Annotated in this window: 22 protein-coding genes; 11 read left to right on the plus strand and 11 right to left on the minus strand. The window is 68.8% G+C overall.

Features of this window, described 5'->3' with window-relative positions; all coding sequences use genetic code 11:
- Window position 1: 1 nt before the first annotated feature.
- Complete coding sequence (gene coaA / locus ACPEH2_RS10865; protein ID WP_423718672.1) at window positions 2-949, minus strand: type I pantothenate kinase; 948 nt, start codon at window positions 947-949, stop codon at window positions 2-4.
- A gap of 120 nt (window positions 950-1,069) precedes the next feature.
- On the opposite strand from coaA, the gene ACPEH2_RS10870 reads away from it, so the two are divergent.
- Window positions 1,070-2,668, plus strand: a complete 1,599-nt coding sequence (locus ACPEH2_RS10870) for a cellulase family glycosylhydrolase (protein WP_423718673.1) — start codon at window positions 1,070-1,072, stop codon at window positions 2,666-2,668.
- A 32-nt stretch (window positions 2,669-2,700) separates the two neighbouring features.
- On the opposite strand, the gene ACPEH2_RS10875 is transcribed toward ACPEH2_RS10870, so the two are convergent.
- Window positions 2,701-3,594: an SDR family oxidoreductase gene (locus ACPEH2_RS10875; protein ID WP_423718674.1), complete on the minus strand. Its 894-nt coding sequence runs from the start codon at window positions 3,592-3,594 to the stop codon at window positions 2,701-2,703.
- Window positions 3,595-3,750: 156 nt separating this feature from the next.
- Here ACPEH2_RS10875 and ACPEH2_RS10880 point away from each other — a divergent pair, with 156 nt between their 5' ends.
- The 3 genes from ACPEH2_RS10880 (at window position 3,751) to ACPEH2_RS10890 (ending at window position 7,260) form a co-directional block, all read left to right on the plus strand.
- Window positions 3,751-5,112 (plus strand): alpha/beta fold hydrolase, encoded by a 1,362-nt coding sequence (locus ACPEH2_RS10880; protein WP_423718675.1) that lies wholly within the window; start codon window positions 3,751-3,753, stop codon window positions 5,110-5,112.
- Window positions 5,109-6,680 carry a GMC family oxidoreductase gene (locus ACPEH2_RS10885; protein WP_423718676.1) on the plus strand — a complete coding sequence of 524 codons (1,572 nt, stop codon included), beginning with the start codon at window positions 5,109-5,111 and terminating at the stop codon, window positions 6,678-6,680. The genes ACPEH2_RS10880 and ACPEH2_RS10885 overlap by 4 nt, the downstream gene beginning before the upstream one ends.
- Before the next feature lie 436 nt (window positions 6,681-7,116).
- Window positions 7,117-7,260, plus strand: coding sequence for a hypothetical protein (locus tag ACPEH2_RS10890; RefSeq protein ID WP_197471646.1), 144 nt, complete (start codon window positions 7,117-7,119; stop codon window positions 7,258-7,260).
- Between the two features lie 17 nt (window positions 7,261-7,277).
- Here the strand turns inward: ACPEH2_RS10890 and ACPEH2_RS10895 are convergent, their stop codons facing one another.
- The 3 genes from ACPEH2_RS10895 to ACPEH2_RS10905 form a co-directional block, all read right to left on the minus strand.
- Window positions 7,278-9,095 carry a hypothetical protein gene (locus ACPEH2_RS10895; RefSeq protein ID WP_423718677.1) on the minus strand — a complete coding sequence of 606 codons (1,818 nt, stop codon included), beginning with the start codon at window positions 9,093-9,095 and terminating at the stop codon, window positions 7,278-7,280.
- A gap of 54 nt (window positions 9,096-9,149) precedes the next feature.
- Window positions 9,150-10,301 (minus strand): acyltransferase family protein, encoded by a 1,152-nt coding sequence (locus tag ACPEH2_RS10900; RefSeq protein ID WP_423718678.1) that lies wholly within the window; start codon window positions 10,299-10,301, stop codon window positions 9,150-9,152.
- Between the two features lie 189 nt (window positions 10,302-10,490).
- Window positions 10,491-10,661, minus strand: a complete 171-nt coding sequence (locus ACPEH2_RS10905) for a CsbD family protein (protein WP_064003284.1) — start codon at window positions 10,659-10,661, stop codon at window positions 10,491-10,493.
- A gap of 183 nt (window positions 10,662-10,844) precedes the next feature.
- Between ACPEH2_RS10905 and ACPEH2_RS10910 the strand changes: the two genes are divergently transcribed.
- A complete protein-coding gene (locus tag ACPEH2_RS10910) occupies window positions 10,845-12,308 on the plus strand; it encodes a glutamate--cysteine ligase (RefSeq protein WP_423718679.1) in 1,464 nt (487 codons plus the stop codon).
- 33 nt (window positions 12,309-12,341) lie between these two features.
- On the opposite strand, the gene ACPEH2_RS10915 is transcribed toward ACPEH2_RS10910, so the two are convergent.
- The gene (locus tag ACPEH2_RS10915) at window positions 12,342-13,763 is read right to left on the minus strand and encodes a DUF222 domain-containing protein (protein ID WP_423718680.1); all 1,422 of its coding nucleotides are present in this window, start codon (window positions 13,761-13,763) and stop codon (window positions 12,342-12,344) included.
- Window positions 13,764-14,002: 239 nt separating this feature from the next.
- Between ACPEH2_RS10915 and ACPEH2_RS10920 the strand changes: the two genes are divergently transcribed.
- The 3 genes from ACPEH2_RS10920 to ACPEH2_RS10930 are packed head-to-tail and all read left to right on the plus strand — an operon-like array spanning window position 14,003 to window position 15,990.
- Window positions 14,003-14,401, plus strand: coding sequence for a hypothetical protein (locus ACPEH2_RS10920; protein ID WP_423718681.1), 399 nt, complete (start codon window positions 14,003-14,005; stop codon window positions 14,399-14,401).
- A complete protein-coding gene (locus ACPEH2_RS10925) occupies window positions 14,398-14,583 on the plus strand; it encodes a hypothetical protein (RefSeq protein ID WP_423718682.1) in 186 nt (61 codons plus the stop codon). The genes ACPEH2_RS10920 and ACPEH2_RS10925 overlap by 4 nt, the downstream gene beginning before the upstream one ends.
- Before the next feature lie 21 nt (window positions 14,584-14,604).
- Window positions 14,605-15,990 carry a PD-(D/E)XK nuclease family protein gene (locus ACPEH2_RS10930; protein ID WP_423718683.1) on the plus strand — a complete coding sequence of 462 codons (1,386 nt, stop codon included), beginning with the start codon at window positions 14,605-14,607 and terminating at the stop codon, window positions 15,988-15,990.
- 233 nt (window positions 15,991-16,223) lie between these two features.
- Here ACPEH2_RS10930 and glmM read toward each other — a convergent pair whose 3' ends face one another.
- From glmM to rplM, 3 genes are read right to left on the minus strand one after another with little or no spacing between them, the layout of a single operon-like run.
- Window positions 16,224-17,567, minus strand: coding sequence for a phosphoglucosamine mutase (glmM, locus tag ACPEH2_RS10935; RefSeq protein WP_423718684.1), 1,344 nt, complete (start codon window positions 17,565-17,567; stop codon window positions 16,224-16,226).
- Window positions 17,568-17,574: 7 nt separating this feature from the next.
- Window positions 17,575-18,060: a 30S ribosomal protein S9 gene (gene rpsI, locus ACPEH2_RS10940; RefSeq protein ID WP_064003289.1), complete on the minus strand. Its 486-nt coding sequence runs from the start codon at window positions 18,058-18,060 to the stop codon at window positions 17,575-17,577.
- A 29-nt stretch (window positions 18,061-18,089) separates the two neighbouring features.
- Complete coding sequence (gene rplM, locus ACPEH2_RS10945; RefSeq protein WP_064003290.1) at window positions 18,090-18,536, minus strand: 50S ribosomal protein L13; 447 nt, start codon at window positions 18,534-18,536, stop codon at window positions 18,090-18,092.
- 332 nt (window positions 18,537-18,868) lie between these two features.
- Here rplM and ACPEH2_RS10950 point away from each other — a divergent pair, with 332 nt between their 5' ends.
- From ACPEH2_RS10950 to ACPEH2_RS10960, 3 genes are read left to right on the plus strand one after another with little or no spacing between them, the layout of a single operon-like run.
- Window positions 18,869-19,348: a DapH/DapD/GlmU-related protein gene (locus ACPEH2_RS10950; protein ID WP_423718795.1), complete on the plus strand. Its 480-nt coding sequence runs from the start codon at window positions 18,869-18,871 to the stop codon at window positions 19,346-19,348.
- Entirely contained in the window at window positions 19,348-20,628 is a 1,281-nt protein-coding gene (locus ACPEH2_RS10955) for a hypothetical protein (RefSeq protein WP_423718685.1), read from the plus strand. The genes ACPEH2_RS10950 and ACPEH2_RS10955 overlap by 1 nt, the downstream gene beginning before the upstream one ends.
- A gap of 11 nt (window positions 20,629-20,639) precedes the next feature.
- A complete protein-coding gene (locus ACPEH2_RS10960) occupies window positions 20,640-21,494 on the plus strand; it encodes a glycosyltransferase family 2 protein (RefSeq protein ID WP_423718796.1) in 855 nt (284 codons plus the stop codon).
- On the opposite strand, the gene ACPEH2_RS10965 is transcribed toward ACPEH2_RS10960, so the two are convergent.
- A complete protein-coding gene (locus ACPEH2_RS10965) occupies window positions 21,475-22,530 on the minus strand; it encodes a glycosyltransferase (RefSeq protein ID WP_423718686.1) in 1,056 nt (351 codons plus the stop codon). The two genes, ACPEH2_RS10960 and ACPEH2_RS10965, sit on opposite strands and share 20 nt — an antisense overlap.
- Window positions 22,530-23,639 carry a hypothetical protein gene (locus ACPEH2_RS10970; protein WP_423718687.1) on the minus strand — a complete coding sequence of 370 codons (1,110 nt, stop codon included), beginning with the start codon at window positions 23,637-23,639 and terminating at the stop codon, window positions 22,530-22,532. Before ACPEH2_RS10970 ends, ACPEH2_RS10965 begins: the two co-directional genes overlap by 1 nt.
- Window positions 23,640-23,682 lie beyond the last annotated feature (43 nt).

The following is a 23,682-nucleotide window of genomic DNA, read 5'->3' on the forward strand; positions in this document are numbered from 1 at the left end:
GTCAGAGCTTGCGCAGGCGCACCGTCTCGACGGTGTGGTCCGCGGCCTTGCGGAGGATGAGCCTCGCACGGTGACGGGTGGGTTCGACGTTCTCGACCAGGTTGGGGAGGTTGATCTCGTTCCAGTATCCGAGCGCGCGTGTCACGGCCTCGTCGTCGGAGATGTCGGCGAAGACCTTGAAGAACGAGTTCGGGTTCGAGAACGCCGCTTCGCGGAGGGCGAGGAAGCGGTTCACGTACCACTGGGCGATGTGGTCGTGGTCGGCGTCGACGTAGACCGAGAAGTCGAACAGCTCGCTGACGGCGATGTCGTGGGGATTCGGTGCCGGGGCGAGCACGTTCAACCCCTCGACGATGATGACGTCCGGCCGGCGCACCGTGACCTGGGCGTCGGGGATGATGTCGTACCGCATGTGCGAGTAGTAGGGCGCCTTCACCTCTGCCTCGCCGGACTTCACCGCGAGCAGGAACTCGACGAGCGCGCGGCGGTCGTACGACTCGGGGAAGCCCTTTCGGTCCATGATCCCGCGGCGTTCGAGCTCGGCGTTGGGGTAGAGGAAGCCGTCGGTCGTCACGAGTTCGACGCGCGGGGTCCCGGGCCACCGGCTCATCAGCTCGCGGAGCAGTCGGGCGACCGTCGACTTGCCGACCGCGACCGATCCCGCCACCGCGACGATGAACGGCGTCGTGGCGTCGTTCTCGCCGACGAACTCCGCCGTGTCGGCGCCGAGCCGTTTGGTCGCCGAGGCGTACAGGGACAGCAGCCGGCTCAGCGGCAGGTAGACCTCGCGCACCTCGGTGATGTCGAGGCGGTCGCCGATGCCGCGCAGCTGCACGACCTCGGTCTCGGTGAGGGGCTGCTCCATGCCGGCGGCCATCCGCGCCCATTCGGCACGGGGGATCTCGCGGTACAACGAATCGTTCGTCGTCGGCGTCTCGTCGGGGGACATTGCGGCAACTCTAGCCGTGCCGCCGTCGCCCCTGACGCGCGCGCGTGCGGGTCCGCGTGCCGTACCCTGAGATCCGGTGTTCCGACGCGGCGATTCTGCCGCTCTCGACGGGGGTTTTCCATGTTCCGACGCGTGCTCGCGGTCGCGACCGCGCTCGTGCTCGCGGCATCCCTCGGCATCGCCGCGACACCGACGACGGCGGATGCCGCGACGGCCCCCCTGTCGTGGCTGAAGACCAACGGCAACAAGATCCAGTACGTCTCGACCGGCAAGACGTTCACGATCCGCGCGACATCGTGGTTCGGCATGGAGACCGAGACCTGCGCGCCCCACGGACTGTGGTCGATCTCGCTCGATCAGGGCATGGCGCAGATCGCCGGCATGGGGTTCAACACCGTCCGCGTGCCGTTCTCGAACGAGTGCCTGGCGAAGAAGTCCGTCGGGTCGGTGAACACGGCCCTCAACCCGAAGCTCGCGGGCGCCTCGACGCTGACGGTATTGGATGCCGTCGTCGCGACGGCGCGCAAGTACAAGCTGCGCGTGATCCTCGACCGGCACCGCCCGGGGTCGGACGCGCAGTCCGCGCTCTGGTACACCGCGCGCTACTCCGAGGCGAAATGGATCTCGGACTGGAAGGCGCTCGCGAAGCGCTACAAGGGCGAGCCGACGGTCTTCGGGTTCGACCTGCACAACGAGCCGAGCGGGAACGCCTGCTGGGGGTGCGGCGTGCGTTCGCGCGACTGGCGGGCCGCGGCGATGCGGGCGGGTGACGCGATCCACGCCGTCAACCCGAAGCTGCTCATGATCGTCGAGGGCGTCCAGTACGGCGCCGACGGCAGCAACTCCTGGTGGGGCGGCAACCTGACCGGCGTGAAGACGAAGCCGGTCACCTTGAAGGTGAAGAACCGGGTCGTCTACTCGCCGCACGAGTACCCCGCCTCGGTGTTCGACCAGACCTGGTTCTCCGCGAAGAACTACCCCGCGAACCTCACCTCGGTGTGGGACAAGCAGTGGGGCTACATCTCGCGGAAGAACATCGCTCCGGTCTTCGTCGGCGAGTTCGGGACGAAGCTGCAGAGCGCGTCCGACAAAGCGTGGATGAAGAAGCTCGTCGCCTACCTGAAGGATCGGCGCATGAGCTGGGGGTACTGGTCGTTCAACCCGAACAGCGGTGACACCGGCGGCCTGCTGAAGGACGACTGGTACACCCGCGAGAAGACGAAGCTCGCGGCGCTGAAGCCGATCCTGACGCCGAAGAAGGTGCCGTACCCGGCGCCGCCGGTACCGAGCCAGCAGCCGCAGCCGCAGCCGCAGCCGCAGCCGCAGCCGAGCCAGCCCTCGCAGCCGCAGCCGTCGCAGCCGCCCGCCGTCGGCGGGACGTCGAGTGCGTCGTCGAACGGGGTGTCGGCGACGCTGACCGTCACGAGCGCGTGGCAGGGCAAGTACCAGGTCGGGCTCTCGCTGACCGCACCGTCGACGGGCAGGGTGCGGTCGTGGACGACCTCCTGGGCGTCGCCGGGGGCCAGCGCGATCGACAACGCGTGGGGCATGTCGTGCGCCGTCGCAGGGGCCGGCTCGTCGTCGGCACGCGTCACGTGCCGCGGTTCCGAGTGGGGTGTCGCAAACCTCACGAACGGCGCGCGCGTCGACGTCGGTGTCATCCTCAGCGCGCCGCAGCCGCCCGCGAGGCCGAAACTCTCGCTCTCGGTCACCCGCTAGCCCCGGATTGGAACGCGCCGGGCGTCTGACGGTCAGGGCGTGACCATGCCGCCGTTGACGTTGAGGGTCTCGCCCGAGACGTAGCTGGACTCCGCCGACGCGAGGAAGACGAAGGCCGGTGCGACCTCGGCGGGTTGGCCGGCGCGCTTGTACTCGTTCTCCTCGTCGAACGCGCGCATCTGCTCGTCAGAGACCCCGTCGCTCACCTGCAGGGCCGTCCATACCGGGCCGGGAGCGACGACGTTGACCCGGATGCCGCGAGGCGCCAACTGCTGCGCGAGACCCTTCGACAGGTTGTTGACCGCGGCCTTCGTCGCCGCGTAGTCGAGGCGGTCGGGCGCCGGCTTGTAGGCCTCGAGAGAGGCGGTGCTGATGATGGATGCCCCGGGAGGCATGTGAACCAGGGCGGCCTTCACGATCCAGAAGAACGCGAAGACGTTGGTCTCGAACGTCTCGCTGAACTGCTCGTCGGAGAGGTCCTCGACGCGCTCGACCGCCACCTGCTTGCCCGCGTTGCTGACGAGGATGTCGATGCCGCCGAGGAACTCCGCGGCCTCGGCCACGAGTTCACGGCACTGCTCACGATCGCTGATGTCGGCGACGATCGCATGACCGCGGACGCCCGCGTCGGCGATGACCTCCAGGACGTGGTCGGCATCCTCCTGCTCGTCGGCCAGGTGCACGATGACGACGTCGGCGCCCTCGCGCGCGAACGCGATCGCCGCCGCCGCGCCGATGCCCGAGTCGCCGCCCGTGACGAGCGCCCGGCGCCCGCGCAGCCGCTCCGACCCGCGGTACGTCGACTCGCCGAGGTCGGGCACCGGCGTCATTCGCGCCTGCACGCCCGGCTCGGGCTGGTGCTGCAGGGGCGGCTCGACACGCGGGTACCGGGTGACAGGATTGTCGAACGTGTACTGATCGGTCATCGCGCCACCGTAGATCGGGATGCGGCATCCGCTCGCCCCCTTGCGAGCGGCGGCTTCTGGTGCAAACGGGGGTGCGGTGCGCGCCGGGATGATCGCAGGTGCCCGCCCCGGGCGCAAGCGTTCGGACGAGGCGGCCCCCGTTCCTAGAGTGAGCGCGTGCCGAGCGCCTCTTCCCCCACCCCCGAGTGCACCGTCTTCTTCCTGCCCGGGTTGGGATTGGATGCCGCCGCTGCCGACCCGATCATCGCCGCCGCCGACCCGCGTCTGCGCATCGTCGGGATCGACCTGCTGGATCGCGGACGGGCGGCGTCGGTCGACGACCTCGCCGACACGGCGCTCGAGCGGATCGCGGCCGCGTCCGACGGCGGCCCGTTCCTCGTGTGCGGGCACAGCCTCGGCGGCAAGGTCGCCGCGCGGGTGATGGCCCGCGTGCTCGCGGGCACCGAGCCGGTGTTCGGGCTCGCGGGCGCCGTGCTGCTCGCCGCCTCTCCCCCGACGCCCGAGCCGATGCCCGACGACAAGCGCGCCGAGATGCTCGCGACGGCGCAGGGCGCGCACCTGTCGCGCGAGGATGCCGCGGCCTTCGTCGCCGCGAACGTCGCCGCCCCGCTCGCCCCCGAGCTGCACGAGGCCGCCGTCGACGCGGTCGTGCGACAGCCGGCATCCGCGTGGCGCGACTGGCTCACCGCCGGCAGCCTCGAGGACGCGACCGGACTCGTGGGCGTGCTGGATCTGCCCGTGGTCGTCCTGGCGGGGACGGGGGACGACGCGCTCGGTGCCGATGCGCAGCCCGGGCTGATCGCCGACGTCTACCCCCGGGCGCGGGTCGAGCGGATGCCGGGGGTCGGCCACCTGCTGCCGTACGAGGCTCCCCAGCGGGTCGCCGCCGTGCTCGCCGAGCTCTGGGACGGCATCCGCACGACGGCGCCGACGGTCCCCGCGGAATGGGGTCGGGTGATCGCGTCATCGCGGGTCGACGTCGCGGTGCGGCGGACGCTCGCGCACCGCGCGATCGCGGATGACCCGCGTCGCGTGCCACGCGCCCTCACCGACGCGCAGATCGGGACTCTGCGCGAGCTGGCCGCACGGATCGTGCCGCAGCACGGCGCCGCCGTCGACCTGGCCGCGCGCATCGACGACATGCTCGCCGACGGCGGCGGCGACGGGTGGCGGCCGGCGGGATCGCCCGTAGACACCGTCGCGTACGCTCGCGGGCTCGACGCGATCGCCGAGGTGTGGCCGAGCGACGCCGCCGAGCAGCGCGCGTTGATCACTCGGCTCATCACCGACGGGATGCCGGCGGCGGGTCTGGGGGCCGACGGCATCCGCTCATGGTTCGAGGATGCGCGCAACGACATGCTGCGCATGTGGCTGTCGCACCCCGCGTCGCTCGCGCGGATCGGGTTCGACGCGTTCGCGATCGGCGGGACGGGTCCGCGACCCGTGGGGTGGTCGGAGATCTCCGCCGGCAGACGCGAGTCGTGGGAACCGGCCGAGCTCGGGGAGGGGGCGGCATGAGCGGCGATCGTCGCCGGGTGACCGACGCCCCCGGCATGCAGAGGTTCGATCTGGACGAGGTCCTCGACGTGGTCGTGGTGGGCACGGGCGCCGGCGGTGCTCCGCTGCTCGCACGGCTGGCGCAGGCGGGGCTGCGAGTCGTGGCGCTCGAGGCGGGGCCGGACTTCGCGCCCGCCGAGTTCACGCCCGACGAGCTGGAGTCCACCGAGATCAACTGGATGTCGGACCGGCTGAGCGGCGGCGCCGACCCGACGGCGTTCGGACCGAACAACAGCGGCTACGGGATCGGCGGCAGCACGCTGCACTGGGGTGCGTTCACGCCGCGGCCCGATGCCCGCGACCTGCGGCTTCGTTCGGAGACCGGCGAGGGCCGGGATTGGCCGATCGATCATGCGGAGTTGATCCGCTACATCGAGCGGGTGGAGTCCGACATCGGGGTGAGCGGCCCCGCGCACTACCCGTGGGATCCGTCGCGCCGGTACGCCTATCCCCCGGTGCGCCGCAACGGGTCGTCCGACGTGATGATCCGCGGCTGCGACGCACTCGGTATCACCGCGACGGACGGACCGGCCGCGATCCTCACGCGCGACCACGATCAGCCGCACTTCGGCGTGCGTCCGGCGACGCTCGACAACGGCGACATCCACCAGGGCGACCGGTTCGGCGCGAAGGCGACGACCGCGAACACGTACCTCCCCGCCGCGGTGGCGGCCGGTGCCGAGGTGCGCCCGGATGCCTTCGTCCACGGGATCGAACGGGATGCCGCAGGCCGGGTGACCGCGGTCGTGTACCGCTCGGGCGGGGTCGAGCGGCGGCAGCGGTGCGCCGCCCTCGTGCTGGCGGCGGGCGGCGTGGAGACGCCGCGGCTGCTGCTGCACACCGGGGTCGGCAACGCGAACGGCGTCGTGGGGCGCGGGTTCATGGCGCACGGCGGCGTGCAGGTGTGGGGCCGGTTCGACAAGCCGATCCGCGCATACCGGGGCTACCCGTCGTCGATCATCAGCGAGGACTTCGTGCGCCCCGCGGATGCCGACTTCGTGGGCGGGTACCTGCTGCAGAGCCTCGGCGTCATGCCGCTGAACTTCGGCACGCAGCTCGTGCGCGGCGCGGGGCTGTGGGGCGAGGAGCTCATGGCGGCGGTCGACGAGTACCCGTACAGCGCGGGTGTCGGCATGAACGGCGAGTGCCTGCCCGACGACCGCAACGCGCTGACGTTGAGCGACGAACTCGCCGAGGACGGGATGCCGCGCGCCGAGATCTCGTTCTCGAAGGGAGAGAACGAGCGCGCCATCGACAAGCACGGTGCGGCCGTCATGGAGCGCATCCTGCGGGCGGCGGGGGCGCGCAGCACGCGCGTCACGCAGCGCTCGTGCCACACGCTCGGGACGGCGCGCATGAGCGACGACCCCGAGGACGGCGTCGTCGACGCATCCGGTCGTTCCCACGAGGTCGACAACCTCTGGATCTGCGACAACTCGACGTTCCCGAGCGCGCTGACCGCGAACCCGGCACTGACGCAGATGGCCCTGTCGCTGCGGACCGCCGACCTCATGCTCGCCGCGCGTTGAGGCTGGTCGGTCGCCGGCGTTGACGGATGCAACAGATCCGAGCCGACACCCCGTCCCCGAACCATCGGATGCCGCGTGTCGCCCGGCATCCATTGCATCCGCGAACGGTGGGCCGCCCGCGCTACCGGCGTTGACGGATGCAACAGATCCGACCCGACACGCCGACCCCTGACCATTAAATGCCGCGTGTCGCCCAAGATCCATTGCATCCGCGAACGGTGGGTCGCCCGCACCGACCCGCGCTACCGGCGTTGACGGATGCAACAGATCCGACCCGACACGCCGACCCCGAACCATCGGATGCCGCGTGTCGCCCGGCATCCATTGCATCCGTGAACGCGGCAACGCGACGACACCCAGCCCCCAAGCCGCAGGGTCCCGTTAACGGCGACGAAATGCATGTGTGCGAATATGACCGCTCTGGGGGAGGAAACTGATGTCAGCTCGCTCGTCGACCCGTCGCCGTCGCAAACGGTCTGCTCCGAAGCCGCCGGGCCTGCCCCGGTGGGCGTATGCCGTGCTGGTCGTGGTCGCTCTCGGCGCGCTCGCGCTGGTCGTCGCGGCGCTGCTCGAGTACTGATCCCCGAGTACTGATCCTCAGCCGACGCGCGACGCCCGAGACGTCCACCATGGCCGCCGAACCGGCTCGGCCGCGACGGCGAGCCCGGGGCTGAGCGGCACCGGCACCTCGAGCACGACGACGTCGTCGCGCTGGTAGATGCGCGACCCGACGCCGAGCACGCCGATGCCGCGGAGCTCGGGACCCACCGCGGGCAGGCGATCGAGCACTCCGCGCGACCACGTGCGGACGAGCAGCGCACCGTCGACGACGTCGATCGACAGCCACACCTCCTTCGCCTCGGAATGCTTGATCGCGTTGACGAACCCCTCGTTCACGACGGTCGCGACGCGGCGTGACAGCACCGGGTCCTGCAGCGCGTCGACCGCCTCGGGCGAGATCTCGCTCGACACCCCGAGCACCGTCCGCCAGGTCGCGACGAGTTCGAAGAGGTCCTCGTGCGCTCCCTGCAGGGTTCCCTCGAGCGCGGCCGAATCCGTCTCGGCGATGAACGCGAGGATCGAGTCGAAGGCGGCATCCGTCTCTCGCCGGAACGTCTCGATGTCGTCGGGCGTGAGCTCCCACTCGTCGGCGGCCGCGGCGAGCAGCACGCACCGTCCCTGCACCCGCCCGTGCAGCACGTGCGCCGCGTGCCGCAGCGGGCGGCGGGCCGACGCGGTCTTCGCGGTCAGGGTGCGGGCGACGAGGCTCAGCACCGCTTCGAGGCGATGGGCGCTGTCGGCGGCGCGGGCGAGCGCGTCGGTGCACGCGGCGAGCGCGAGCGCGACGAGCGGCAGCGAGATGAGGGGCACGAAGCGGGTCGGATCGGCCGGTCCGAGGATGCCCCACGCGACCGCCGTCATCGCGATGCCGGCTGCGAACCACACGCCGACGAGGATCCGTCCGCGTCGCGCGGGGGCTTTGCCGGGGGCGAGCCACCGGATGACGGCGTCGGCCGCGAGGGTCACCGGCGCTCCGGCGAGGATCGCGGCGAGCGCCGCCCACGGTCCGTTCGACTCATACGCGTACGGCACGGCGCCGACGAGGAAGACGAAGCCGGTGAGCAGGTACGGCGCGGGGCGGAGCATCGTCAACGCCGACCGGGTCGGCGGCTCGATGGCGTGCTCACCGGTACCGCCCTCGACGGCGCGCAGGTCGAGCCCGGCGCGTTCCTCGAGACGGTGGCTCGCGGTGCGCACCTCCTCGGAGTATGCGCGGACCGCGGCGAAGTCGACCGTGCCGGCGAGCATCTCGTCGCGGCGGCGACGCAGCCGCGAGACGAGCGGGGTGAGCTCGGCACGGTTCTCGGATTCGAACCGGGCGAGACGCCGGCGACCGGCGGTCAGCACCGCGATCGCCTCGGTGAGTCGCCGGCGCGAACCGCGGGTGAGCTCGATCGACCGCACGGTCATCGCGATGATCGACAGGCCGGCGAGCCAGACGAACACGTTCGACCCGATGCGTGCGGCGATCCCGTCGAAGTCGGGCACCCCGTCGTACAGCCCGACGTAGATGGCTTCGTTGACGAACGGACGGATGCCGGCGGCCACCGCGACCGCGGTGAGGACGAGGATGCCGCGGTGCGACGCGCGGCGCAGTCGCCGCTCGGCGAGCGCGACCGGGACGAGCAGCACCGCGAGCGCCGCCCACCCGAGGAATCCGACGGACACGACGTGGACCACCCCGGCGCCCTCGTCGATGTGCTGGAACGGGGCGAGGACCGTGACCGCGATGAGGATGCTGATCCACAGCGCCGCGGGCGAGAAGAAGGCACCGCTGGTCACGGCATCCCACCACACGTGAGCGCCGAGACCGATGCGTCGCCGAGCGACGGGTGCGGGATCTCCCCCGGCCATATTGCGTCTTTCCCCAGCGGGCCCGGGTCGGCCCGGCGTCAGTCTAGCGAGGGGTCAGGCGCGGTGCGCGTGGACGTCGGGCGCGATGGGCGCGTGCGGCTGCGGCCGCTTCTTCGTGCGCGCACGGACGAAGTCGCCGACGCGACGCGACAGCTTGTGGCTCGGGATCTCGACGATCTTGAAGAACACCCACGACAGCGGGATCGACAGGACGACGCTGACGAGGGCGGCGATGCGCAGGTTCTGGTCGCCGAACAGGTGCGCCATCGAGATCACGACGGGCTCGTGCACGAGGTAGAGGCTGAACGAGATGAGCCCGAACCACTGCATGACGCGGCTCTCGAGGAAGCGGCGGAAGATCGGGACGACGATCGCGGCGATCACGGCGACGACGGCGCCGATGGTGGTGACCGCGTCGAACGGCTTCACGAGGAAGCGGAGCGACTCGAACGGGCGGATGAGCCACGGCGAGACGAGCAGGATGGGTGCGGCGAGGAGGAGCAGCGCCTGCGTGCCGCGGCTCGGCTTCCACGCGCGGATGGTCGGCAGCCAGGTGGCGATGACGACGCCGATGAGGAACATCGGCAGGTACACGAGCGCACGGTTGCCGAGGGATGCCGAGACGCCGATGCCGACGACGGCGGCGATCGCGAGGATCCAGTTGTACCGGGCGAACCGGACGCCGAGGAAGACGAAGACGGGCAGCAGGAACGAGAACGCGATCTCCCACTGCAGCGACCAGAGCGGGCTGACGAGGTCACCGGTGCCGAAGAGCAGGGTCGCGTCGCCCCAGATCGCTTCGGGGCTCACCGGTTTGCTCGTGATGTCGAGCCAGGCGCTCTCCATGCCGCGGTCGCGCGGGATGATCAGCACCCAGCCGAGGTAGACGATGATCGCCGCCCAGACCGGCAGGTAGAGGCGCAGGAGTCGCTGCGGGTAGTAGCCGACCCATGAGAAGTCGCGGCCCTGCTTGAGCACGGGCAGCGTGAGCACGACACCGCTCAGGACGAAGAAGATGAAGACCGCGCCCGCGCCGTCCCAGAAGATGTGGAGAGGCGTATATGCGAGCAGCTCGGGAAGGCCGTTCTCGGCGCGGCCCTTGAGATAGGGCTCCGCGAACAGCGGGAACGTCAGCATGATGTGGTGCACGAGGACGATGAGCGCGGCGAGTCCGCGCAGACCGTCGAGCGATGTCAGCCGTTTCATGGATCTCCCGGGGCGCCCGCCGACGGCCGTGAAGGGGGGAGTTCACGCGTCGCGTCGGGGAAAACGTCGAGTGAAGTGTACGTGAACGGGTGTGGCGGGCCCCGGCATCCGTCTGTGAGTCGTCGGATGCGGGGTGGGATGCCGAACGCCCGGGTCCGTGGCGGGCCCGGGCGTTCGGTGGAGGGAGGCTTACTTGAACGCGTCCTTCACGTTCTCGCCGGCCTTCTTGAGGTTGGCCTCGGTCTGGTCCTGGTGGCCTTCGGCTTCGAGGCGCTCGTTGTCGCTCGCCTTGCCGGCGGCCTCCTTGCCCTTGCCGGTGAGGTCCTGTGCGGCGTTCTTGATCTTGTCGTCGAGTCCCATGATCTGGTCCTTCCGTCGATCTTTCCGGAAGCGGCGCGTTCCGGGACCACCCACGCTAGGCAGGCGCCGGATGCGAACCAACCCCTGGCTATTCGCGGCGTGATGGGTTAGCGCGTCATGGTCGACGGGGCGCGGGTTGTCAACGCCCCGGCGGGCGGCGGTGTCGCGACCTATCGTGGCGGGGTGGGAGAAGAAGTCGAGAGCCAGGAGATCACGGGCGCGGACCGCACCCTTCATCGCGAGAAGATCCGTCGCAACCTCGACGTGTTCGAGCGGATGCTGCGCGAGGCGCGCTTCGACACGGATGATCCGATGACGGGGCTCGAACTCGAGTTGAACCTCGTCGACGCCGTCGGTGACCCGGCGATGCGGAACGAGCAGGTGCTGCGGGCGATCGCGGACCCGGCGTTCGTGACGGAGCTGGGGCGTTTCAACGTGGAGATCAACGTCCCGCCGGCGAAGCTGCGCGAGGGCGGGCTGACGACGTTCGAGGAGGGTCTGCGCGAGCGGCTGAACGAGGCCGAGGCGCGGTCGGAGGACCTGGGTGCGCATCTGGTGATGATCGGCATCCTTCCCACGCTGGCGGAGCGGCACCTGAGCCGGAGCACGTTGAGCGCGGATTCGCGGTACGACCTGTTGAACGAGCAGGTGCTCGATGCGCGCGGCGAGGATCTGGCGATCTCGATCGCGGGGCCGGAGCGGCTGCAGACGACGGCCGACTCGATCGTGCCGGAGGCGGCGTGCACGAGCACGCAGTTCCATGTGCAGACGTCGCCGGCGCAGTTCGCGGCGTATTGGAACGCGTCGCAGGCGATCGCGGGGGCGCAGTTGGCGGTGGCGGCGAACTCGCCGTATCTGCTGGGGCGGGAGCTGTGGCGGGAGTCCCGCATCCCCCTGTTCGAGCAGGCGACCGACACGCGCAGCGAGGAGTTGAAGGCGCAGGGGGTGCGTCCGCGGGTGTGGTTCGGCGAGCGCTGGATCACGTCGGTGTTCGACCTGTTCGAGGAGAACGTGCGGTACTTCCCGGCGCTGCTGCCGATCATCGACGATGAGGATCCGTTGGAGGTGCTCGAGGCGGGCGGGGTGCCGTCGCTGGCGGAGCTGAAGCTGCACAACGGGACGGTGTACCGGTGGAACCGTCCGGTGTACGACGTGGCCGACGGGATGCCGCATCTTCGCGTCGAGAATCGGATCCTCGCGGCGGGGCCGACGGTGGCGGACACGGTCGCGAACGCGGCGTTCTACTTCGGTCTGGTGCGTTCGCTCGGGGAGGATGAGCGGCCGGTGTGGTCGCGTATGCCGTTCGCGACGGCGCGCGAGAGCTTCCTCTCGGCGGCGCGCGACGGCATCGACGCGCGGCTGTCGTGGCCGGGTGTGGGCCACGTGCCTGCGACCGAGTTGGTGCGCGACACGCTGTTGCCGCTCGCCGCCGAGGGCCTGGACGCGTGGGGCGTGTCGGCTGCGGAGCGCGACCGGTATCTCGGGATCATCGAGGGGCGCTGCGCGACGAAGACGAACGGTGCGGAGTGGTTCGCGAAGCGGATGCGGGCCCGCACCGGCATGGAACGTGCGGACGCCCTGCGCGCCACCCTTCTGGAGTACCGCGAAGCGATGCACACGAACGAGCCGGTCCACACCTGGTCGTAACCCGCGCCGCACCTTCCGCCGCGACACGCCCCGTCACGACGCCCGCGCCTGCACCCCGGCGGTGCGCCATCCGGCACGATCGGGCGGCGGGTCCCACAGCCATCGCAGCGGCGATTTCGACCGGAGCGGCACGGGCTCCCGCCCGCTGCCGGGCGGAGCGTGCAGCACGAACCCGGCCTCGACCCGCTCGATGCGCCACCCATTGTTGTGTAGGAGCAGGTGATGGAACCGGCAGAGCAGCACGCCCTCGTCGGTGTCGGTCCTCCCACCCTCGGACCACGGCACGCTGTGGTGCGCTTCGCAGTACGACGGCGGTCGTTCGCACCCGGGCCAGAGGCATCCTCCGTCGCGGGCGGCGAGCGCGACCCGCTGCGCGCGGGTGAACAGTCGCTCGTCACGTCCGACGGCGAGGGGTGTGCCGGCGGCATCCACCTCGATGCGGATGCGGCCGCCGGTGCAGTGCGCGCGGTCGACGACCGAGCCGGGCAGGGCTGAGCCGCCGTCCTCGACGATCCCGGTCGCTCCGTGACGCCCGAGCCCGTCGCGGGGCGCCTCGGTGACGATGACGCGCACGCCGGGCTCACGCGCTCCGAACACGTCTTTCGCGGTGGCGAGCGCGCCCGCGCGCAGGACGTCGACGAGCACGTCGTACGAGAGCTGCTCGTTCGACCGCGCGTCGTCGACGAGCGCGGCGGCTTCGGCACGTTCGGCGTCGGTCATGAACCTGGGCCCACCCCGGCGGGGGCGGAGGGCGGCGTCGAGGACGCTCCGCATCCACGGCCCCATCTCGTCGTCGAAGACCATCGATCCTCGGGAGAATCCGTCGCCGTCGGTCCAGAGCCGGAACGACCTGCGCTCGAAGCGCCGCGCGAACCGCTCTTCGGCTCCGGCGGGGTCGAGCATGTCGCGCAGTGTGCGCGCCTGCGCGGTGAGCTGTTCCACCGACCACTGGTCGGCCTCGTCCGCGAGCCGTTCCGCTCCCCTGGACCACGCCGCTGCAACACCGAGCGTCGGCGGATCGCCGAGCCCCGTCAGGATCGCCCCGTACTGCGCCGACGACAGCGCCCCGTCGTAGAGGAGCCGATCGAGCGCGCCGTGCCACCCGGCATCCCCCGTGCCCATCAGCGCCTCACCCACTCGCACGGCGCGCGTTGCCTCGGCGCGCGTGATGCCGGTGGTCGCCTGGATCATCTCGACCGGCGTGCGATGCCCGGTCTCGGCGCTGAGCCCACCGCTTCCCCGCTCGCGGCTCGATCGCTGCGCCGCGACACCGGCGAGCACCGCCTGCAGCACACCGATCTCGCGGGCCACCCGCCCCGCGCGGGCGATGAGCGTCCGCACCGTGTCGTCATCGAGACGACCGACGGATGCCGCCAGGTCAGACGCGTCGACGTCGAGCGCATCGAGGGCGGTGAGGCCCTCGACACTCTCTCGCAGCGTCGTCGCGAATGGCATATCTGTACGATGCCACACACCTCCGACATTCGTACATGTGTTCCCCAACCTGTGGATAACCCACTGGCCCAGCATGGTGCAGGGGTGTTCGGAATCGTCCGGGTTCCGCATTCCCACCCGTCCCCGCCCCCGCCGGACCCTAACGTCGCACCGACGGCGGGTGTTCGCCCCGCCTGCCGCTCCGCGCGCGTCCGCCTCCCGACACGTCTGCGCACCAGCGACGGCCGAGGAGAACTCGCATGACCGACGAAGACAGCATCCGCCTCCGCGACCGGCGGTGGGTGTGGCTCACCGGGCGTATCGCTCTCTGGGTCCTGATCGCCGCCCTCAGCACGGCCCTGCTTCTGACGATGGCGGCGTCGATCGTCGCCGCTTTCCAGACCGCGGCCGCTCCCGGCGACGAGCACTGGAGCGACCGGACGGGGGCGGTCGGCGACACGTTCGGCGGGCTCCTCGGCCCGTTTCTCAACGCCCTCGTGCTCGGCGTCACGGTGGTGTTGGCCGTCGCCTGGCAACCGCGGCGGGATCGACGGCAGGAGCCGAGTCCCTGGTGGCGTGGCTCGCGCGGTCGGATGCCGACGACCAGGGTGTCGTCATCACGAACGGCGCGGGCGCGATCGCCCATGACGTCGGCGTGAGGTTCGGGGCGAAGAAGGAGGGGCAGAGCGACCTCGACCTCTGGGAGGCACACGTTCCGCCGGGCGAATGGAAGGGCGTCGAGAAGACCCTGTCCGAACGCGGGGCGACCGCCCCCTCGTCACCGCCCTCGCCGACGGCCGACGCCGACAACCGCATCGCCGCGCACGACGCCGTGCGCTGAATCCTCACCGAAAGGCTTCTGATGACCGACCCCGACCCCCGCGCCGATGACCTCGCCGATGCCCTGCTCGCACTGCTCGACGAGCCGGCGATCGAGCGGCGCGCCCTGCCGCCGGCGAACTTCTGGAGCATCGTCCACTACGGCGAGCAGAGTTACGAGAACCGGTACAACCGGGTGGTGCGTTGGCTGCTCGACCCGACCGAGAACCACGGGTTGGATGCCGCGGTGGTCAACGCGCTGATCGCCGCCGTGTGGGGTGGGCCGGGCGAGCAGCCCGTGGTCGGCGTACGCCGGGTGCGGACGGGCATCGAGACGCCGGTCCCCCGCGCCTCGGACACCGCGCTTGCGGGGCGCATCGACATCACCGTCGTCGATCATGCGAATCGGGTCGTGATCGCGATCGAGAGCAAACTCGCCTCGAGCGCGCACGACGAGCAGCTGCGCCGATACCGCGAGTGGATCACGTCGGCGTATGCCGGGTGGCAGCACGTGTTCGTGTTCCTGACCGAGGTCGCCGAGCAACCCGACGACGAGGGGTGGACCGCGTTGACGTACGGCGATTTCGTCGACGTGATCGCGGCGGCACGGGAGACGCGCAAGGTGGCGTCGCGGGTCGACGCCGTGATCGACGACTTCGTGGCCGACGTCGACCGACGCGGTGCGGGACCTGCGGACGAGCGCATCGCGGGGCTCTTCTTCACGGATGCCGCTGAGCCGAAGCCCGCGCAGGTGCGGTTCGCCGACCTGCTGCTGGCGGTGGCCGACGAGATCGAACCTGCGGATGCCGAGAGGCGAGCGCCGCATGCGCGGCTCGCCGCGTACGTGGCGGGGCTGAGGAGCTCGGCGCCGGCACCGGCGGCGTCCGATGTCTTCGGCAGGTTGACGACACGGTTCGAGGAACGGTCACGCTCGTCCTCGGAGCTGGTGCGGACGCTGTCCTACGTGTTGGATCACGCGCCGCGCATACTCGCACAGGACCATGCAAAGGCGCCGGGCGTGGCGGCGTTCTTCTCCGCCTACGCGGAGCGCGTCACAGGGAGGGCGCTGCGGAGCGCCCGCGACGGTGTGGCCACGGTGCGCCCGGAGCAGAGCCTCGGCGGCTATCTGCGCACGGTGCGCGTGAACCAGGGCGGCAAGGGTGTCACGTTCAACGAGCGGGTCGAGGGCGTGGCGCGGTTCCGGGTGTCCGGCAACGACCTCGACGTCTTCCCGTGGTGGGTGGGGCACATCGGCGATGAGACGCGCAACATCCCGCGCTCGGCCTGCGGGATCGTCGGTGCGCGGGTGCAGACGCGCCCTCTCGCCGAATGGACGCCGGAGGAGTTGCACGCCGCGGTGCTGGCCGCGCTCCGGGACATCGCCGCGCACGGCGACGGCCGATGCGGTTGCGGCGAGGCGATCCGCTGATCGGGGCCGTAGGCGGTGGCGATCAGGCCGAGCAGCGTGAGGCCGAAGATGATCGGCACGGTCGCGCAACAGCGGTAGAGCGCGAGCAGTCCGGGGGCGAGGACGCCGAGGTAGCAGAGGTACTCCCAGAACAGCGTCCAGAGCGATCCGTTCCAGTACCCCGGATGCGGCACGTTCAGAGGCGTGCCGGCGGGGATGCCGCGCGCCCCCTGATCTCGGCGGGCACAGCACCCTCAGCCCCGCACGACCTCCGCAAGCTGCTCCGCGACTCGCTGCGCGTCGGCCTCCGACGCCGCTTCGACCATGACGCGCACGAGCGGCTCGGTGCCCGAGGGCCGCAGCAGCACCCGCCCCGAATCGCCGAGCTCCGCCTCGACTTCAGCAACGGCCGACAAGACATCGCCATCCGTCGCCCGCGACCGCTCGACGCCCTTGACGTTGATGAGCACCTGCGGGAACACGGTCATGACCTTCGCGAGCTCCGAGAGCGGCTTGCGCTGACGGGCGACCTCTGCGGCGAGGTGCAGGCCGGTGAGCAGCCCGTCGCCGGTGGTGGCGTAGTCGCTCATGATGACGTGGCCGCTCTGCTCACCGCCGAGCGAGAAGCCGCCTTCGTTCATGCGCTCGAGGACGTATCGGTCGCCGACGGCGGTCGTTTCGAGGTGGATGCCGTGGGCCGCCATCGCTCGGTGGAGTCCGAGGTTGCTCATCACCGTCGCGACGAGCGTGTCGTCGCGCAGCAGGCCGCGCTCCTTCATCGAGACAGCGAGGATCGCCATGATCTGGTCGCCGTCGATGATCCGGCCGTCGGCGTCGACGGCGAGGCAGCGGTCGGCGTCGCCGTCGTGGGCGATGCCGAGGTCGGCGCCGGTGCGCAGGACTTCGGCGGTGAGCACGTCGAGGTGCGTCGAGCCGACGCCTTCGTTGATGTTGAGCCCGTCGGGGTCGGCGCCGATGACGGTGACTTTGGCTCCGGCATCCCGGAACGTCTCGGGTGAGACGCCGGATGCGGCACCGTTGGCGCAGTCGAGCACGACGTGCAGGCCGCGCAGGCTGGTGCGCAGGGATGCGAGCAGGTGCACGACGTAGCGGTCTTCGGCGTCGGCGAAGCGGCTGATGCGGCCGACGGCTCCCCCGGTAGGGGCGAGCTTTGGTCCAGCCATGGCTTCTTCGATGCGCTGCTCGACCACGTCGGGGAGCTTGACGCCGCCGCGGGCGAAGATCTTGATGCCGTTGTCGGGCGCCGGGTTGTGGGAGGCCGAGATCATGACGCCGAAGTCGGCGTCGATGTCGCCGACGAGGAACGCGGCGGCCGGGGTCGGCAGGACGCCGGCATCGAGCACGTCGACGCCGGAGGATGCGAGTCCTGCGGCGACGGCTGCGCTGAGGAAGTGACCCGAGACCCGCGGGTCGCGTGCGACGACGGCCGTCAGACGGCGTCCGCTGCGGCGGCGAGCTTCGGCGATACGACCCTGGCCCAGGACGACCGCGGTCGCCTGGGCCAGGGTGAGCGCGAGATCGGCGGTGAGGGGGCCGTTTGCGAGGCCCCGCACACCGTCCGTCCCGAACAGTGCCATCGAAGGGTTAACGCTTCGAGTACTGGGGAGCCTTGCGCGCCTTCTTGAGACCAGCCTTCTTGCGCTCCTTGACGCGAGCGTCACGCGACAGGAAGCCGGCCTTCTTGAGGGTCGGGCGGTTGTTCTCGGCGTCGATCTCGTTGAGGGCGCGCGCGATACCGAGGCGCAGGGCGCCGGCCTGGCCCGAGGGGCCACCACCCGAGATGCGGGCGATCACGTCGTAGCCACCGGCGAGGCCGAGGACCGTGAACGGGTCGTTGATGAGCTGCTGGTGCAGCTTGTTGGGGAAGTAGTCCTCGATCGTGCGGCCGTTCACCGTGATGGTGCCCGAGCCGGGAACCAGGCGCACGCGGGCAATGGCCTGCTTGCGGCGGCCGACGGCTGCGCCGGGGACGGAGAGGACGGGACGAGCCGGGGCGGCCTCGGCGGCAGCCGGCGTCTCGGTCGAGTAGTTCTCGGGAGTCTGGTCGAGGGAGTCAGCGATCTTCGCCATCAGATAATCCTTGTTCTTCTCTGCGGCGCTTACTGGGCGACCTGGTCGAAGGTGTACGTGGTGGGCTGCTGGGCCGCGTGCGGGTGCTCGGCACCGGCGTAGACCTTGAGCTTGGACAGCTGCTGGCGACCCAGGCTGTTCTTGGGGAGCATGCCGCGGACGGCCTTCTCAACGGCGCGCACCGGGTTCTTCTCGAGGAGCTCGGAGTAGGTGACCGACTTGAGGCCGCCCGGGTAGCCCGAGTGGCGGTAGGCCTTCTTCTGCTCGAGCTTCTGGCCGGTGAGGGCCACCTTGTCGGCGTTGATGATGATCACGAAGTCGCCGGTGTCGACGTGGTTCGCGAAGGTGGGCTTGTGCTTGCCGCGCAGGAGCGTGGCGGCGTGCGAGGCGAGGCGGCCGAGGACGACGTCGGATGCGTCGATGACCACCCACTCACGGGTGATCTCACCGGCCTTGGGGGTGTACGTGCGCGTCACAGTAGTGCTGCTTTCATTGATTCGAACGGAGGAGTTCGTGAATCCCACTCCGGGGTGGTTCGCTCGGGATGCCGGTCGAACACGCCAGTGGAGGGCTCACGTTCGTGGTGCGAGGCCAGCAGGGCGCAGGCACCAAATGTCTAGGGTATCCGGATGTGGCATCCCCCGCAAGGCGACGCATTTCTGAGCGAAGCCAGTCGGGCGAAACAGTGACGTTACGTCCACCTGCTACGGTTGCTCGACCCTAGGCGCCATGCGCCGGCCCTCGTAAAGTTGGGACCCGAGTGAAGATCGTCACGCTAGCTCGAGACATCGAACGGTCGGCACGGCGAGTGGTTCTTTCTATCATCAATTCAGATGCGTTTCCCCGCTCGCTGCGTTCGAGAGCTTGGACTGCACTTGGCCTTGACGTCCACCCGACGGCGCTGATCGACGCAGGTGCATTCATTGGTGCACTATCCGGCCTCCACATCGGTGAGCGATCTTTCGTCAACGTCAACTGCTTCTTCGACCTTGCGGCTCCCATCCACATCGGCAGTCGGTGCGACCTGGGTCCCGAAGTTGCGCTCATAACAAGCACCCATCAGATCGGGCCCGCATATCGCCGCGCTGGAGCAAACGAAAGTCACGCGATCCACATCGGCGACGGATCGTGGTTGGGCGCCCGCGTCACAGTCCTGCCAGGGGTCACAATCGGGTCGTCTTGTGTGATCGCGGCCGGCGCGGTCGTCACGACAGACTGCGAGCCCGGATACCTGTACGCGGGGATCCCGGCCCGGCGAGTTCGTGAATTGACGCAAGGGGGCGCGTAATGATCAAAGGCGCTCAAGTCCCCGAACAGTTCTCAACGATTACCCGCGCCTCAGTCGTGCGCTCGCCCGACGGATGGTCGAAGTCGCTTGCCGTCGGACTTTGCGTATTGCTCCCCGCGCGAGTGCTGTCTCCCGTCTTCCCGAGCGCCACGTCGATCGGGATTCTTCTCGCATGCCTGCTCATTCCGGTCCTCGCAAGGCGTGCATGGCAGTACTCCGGCGTGCCCGCGATGTCCGTATTGATCCTGCTCTGCCTAGCCGCGACGCCGGCGAATCTCGCCCTGACGCGGCGTGATCACGGAATCGATCAAGTCGCGATGTTGGCACTGTTGGTGGCCGTGGCGGGCTTCGCGCTATTTGTTTGGGGGGCGATTTGGGCGCGAACCACTATTGGAACCAGAGCTACAGCACTATTTCTCGCGTGCGGGTTCATGATTCAGGTTCTGGGCCGCCCAGACGTTTGGCAGATCCAGCCGTGGAAGTTTGGGTTCGCGTTTCCTGTCGCGCTGGCCGCGCTCGCCGTCGCGTCACGGTCAAAGAAGTTGCGCGCTTCGATCATCACGCTCGCAGCGATTGGGATTGTCTCCGCCCTCAACGACTATCGCACCTACTCCGGAGTCGCTCTTGCCACTATCGCCATGATCATTGCGATGAAACTGATCAACCGTCAGTCGATGGGTCGCACCAGGCAGATTGCCACACTCGTCATCACGGCACTGGCTGCCGTCCTTGTTTACCGCGTCATCGAGTTTCTCGCAGTTAGTGGGCTTTTGGGCGCTCGAAATCAAGATGTGTCGGTGGCACAGATCGCCCGCGGCGGATCCTTGATCGCTGGTGCGCGAGTCGAGACTCCGATCTTCTTCGAACTCCTCGCCGCTCGCCCCTCCGGCTACGCGCCCGGCGTGATCGCAAACAGTGCGGACTTCGTGGATGGCGGCACCGCACTGATAACGGCTGGCTCAGACGAGGTCCGATACCTGACCGACTACGTCTTCGCAGCGACGATCAAGTTGCACTCCATTCTCGCTGACTTGTGGGTCGGGTTCGGACCGATCGGTATCGTCCTCGCCGCCAGTATCGGTCTGGTTTTTGTTCGTAGCATCATGCGCTCCTGGGGCGATCCCGCGATTGCGCTCAAGATATTCCTGGCTGCCCTGGGGCTGTGGCACCTGGGATTCTCACCTATCGGCACGAACTGGTGGGAACTGGCGAGCGCCCTCGCGCTCGTGACGTTCCACCGAACTAATGCTCGAGACAACAGAGAGATGTCAGTCAGATGATGCAGTCCGTGATGGTCGCGACCGTTAATTATGGGTCGACAGAGCTCCTTGTCCGGCACCTTCCCGACCTCCGCGATATCGCCGCCCAGACGATCGTGGTCGACAACTACTTCTCACACGAAGAGCGACTCAATGCGCAGCGCGCTTGCGCCACCCACGGGTGGAAACTGATCGAGAGCAACAAAAACCTTGGTTTCGGCGCGGCAGCAAATCTCGCCGTCGATGAAGCGTTTGCAGCTGGAGCGAGTCTCGTATTGCTACTCAACCCAGATGCGCGAATCGATAGCTCAGCTCTCGAACGACTAACCGCCAGAGCCGAGAGCATGGAGATTGTTTCGCCCCGGATCCTGCAATCGGACGGAACGGTCTGGTTCGACGGAGCAGCCCTAAATCGCGTGACGGGCATCGCACGCCACTCTCACCGACTCAACAAGACGACCACTCCCGACTGGCTCACCGGCGCCTGCCTCCTGATCCCACGAGAAGCGTGGGATCGCTTGGGAGGATTTGACGCCTCGTTCTTTCTCTACTGGGAGGACGTCGACCTCAGCGTGAGAGCCCGCGCTATGGGCATAAGGCTGCGAATTGACCAGGAAGTAGTCGCCTACCATGACGCCGGTGGAACTCAAGAGGGGGACGGCAAGTCGCCCACGTACGTCCGATATATCTTCCGAAACCGCCGACTCGTCGGTCGACGCTTCGGGGCACCGGTACGCCTCCTCTGGCTACTTTCAACGCCCTATTACGCAGCCCTCATGGCTCGAGTCATCGGAGTTCGCAAGTTCCTTGGGGACGAAGGTGCAGCGCATCGACGCGCTTTGTGGCTTGGTCTGACTGAGCGACTGCCTAGGCCCGCGCGGACTTGATGACCGCGCGCCACTCCTCGCGACATCGATGAAGCCAACCCGGCAGCTCATCGTCGTCGACGCGGGGAGTCACTTCGGTCGCCAGGTCGTCCACGATCTCCGCCAGTTCCCTGACCGTCTCTGCGGAACGTACCAACCTCGACGGGAGGCCCTCGAGGGCGGGGGAGTCGAACGTGACCACCGGAACGCCGAGAGTGGCAGCAAGCACCATCGTGCCACTCGTCGTGACACTGTCATAGGGAGCAACAAGTGCCCACGCGGCGGATAGCTCGTGCGCGAGGATCTCGTCAGACGGCCGCGCATGCTCGGGCAGGTTGACCACTCGGATGGGCGGCCTCATCTGGCTCGCGAACGCGTCAGCCGCCGCGCCGGCACCAACAAACTGGAGCGTCCAGCTTCTTCGGGCCTCTTCTCCAAGCTCAAGCAGCGCTGCGCTTCCTTTGTCGGGGCGGAGCGCGCCGACATAGATGAAGGTGGGTTCGTCCGCGACACGGTCGGCCCTGAACCTACGCATCGTCAGGTATGGCGGATGTGTCGCCACCCTGACGTGAGGGAGGTCCGCCTGAACGACCTGCTTGAGCCAAGCGGAATGAACTACCGCGATGCCCCGCTTGAGGAGGCGCTGCTCAAGCCAACCAACGAGCCCAGAGCGCGGCCTGATCTGACGAGGATTGTGATAGACCGTTACGATCCTGCCTCCCGCCAGCGTACGCAACAGCAGAAGGCCAGTGTCCCAGCAATCGCGGGTCCACGCGACCACCACGACGTCGGTCCTCCGGGCCGATGCAACGAGCCGGACTATTCCCCAAAGGCGTTCCACGACGGCTTTGACGAGAGACACCCCCGCGCTTCGGTCTGCCGCCAGGACGCGCTTCACTTGGAGCGCTCCGCTCGCGACAGGTCTGGATGGTTGTGCCCGAGACGTCCACAAAGTCACGTCCTCGCCGCCCTCAACCAACGTTCGCGCCAGCTCGAACCCGTAGGGATTCAGCACGTTGGGGTCGTAGATATGGACGCGGGAAAGACCCTCATTCATTAGGAGCTTCCTTTCGTGACCCACAGCGCGACCGACATCGTCGGAATCAACTGCCCAACTAGAACGCCGATGGCGGCGGCGAGAGCCGGGCCAGCCGCGCCGATCCCAGGGGCGAGCAGGACGCTCAGACCAACCGTTACTACACACATGGCGACTGCGCAGACCGCCTGGATCGCGAGAAGGTTGGGGCGGGTGAGGAGCATCCCGGGAGCTTGCAAAGCGCTCGTGAAAAGTATCAGCGCTCCCAAAGAAGCGGCGGTTGCGAAGGAGACCTTGATCTGGCCGTGGGACACGAGTTGCGCCACCGGGTTGATCAGGAGAGTGAAGCCGACCGATAAGGCGAGACCGAGGGCGAGCATGTACCCACTCGCGACCAGTAGACCGCGACGTTGCCCCGAGGACCTCCGCGCGAACGTCGACCACAGCGTCACGCCTGCTGCGGACGCTACTGACACAGCCGGGAGATAGAACTGGAACGCCAGAGAGTATTGCGCCAGCTCATGTGCTGAGCTCACATTCGCGAGGACGATGCGTCCCGACTGCTGACCGACTGGCGAAGCGATGGTTATGACGAGCATCGGGGCAGCGGCAGCCCACAGCGCCCCGGACAAAACGCCTGTCTGAGCGGAGTCTCTCTTTCGGAGGAGCACCGACCCTGACCACCCGCTCTGACGCACAGCAACGAAAAACATCGCAATAGCGCTGAAAAGGATTCCGACCGGCGTAGCGACGCCGAGATAGAGGGCAGGCGCTCCGAGCGTAATGAGCGAGGCGGTCGCTGCCAACGCAACAATCGGCGTCAGAGCGGCGAGGAGGTTGACCACGTGCGCCCGACCGAGTCCGACCAGGATTCGCTGGCCGATTCCAAACGGCAAAGAGAAGGCAAACGGCATGATCGCCAAGAAGACTGCCCACCGATCCGGCGACGCGACCAGGTCTTGTGGGAGCCCCAACCATCGAGGAAGTGACCCCGTCGCCGTCAGTGCCGCTGCCACCACGCCAAGGAGCACCGCGACCCCCGACAGGACGACCATCGATGCGCGCACGACCGCAATCGCATCGCTCTCCCTGGTGACCGACCCATCCCGCGCCGCCACGGCATTGACCACGGCAGCGCCAAGTCCGAGATCTGCAAAAGGGAGGAGGAGGAAC

It is taken from the genome of Microbacterium sp. NPDC064942, assembly GCF_049545525.1.
GTDB classification, from domain to species: domain Bacteria; phylum Actinomycetota; class Actinomycetes; order Actinomycetales; family Microbacteriaceae; genus Microbacterium; species Microbacterium gawkjiense.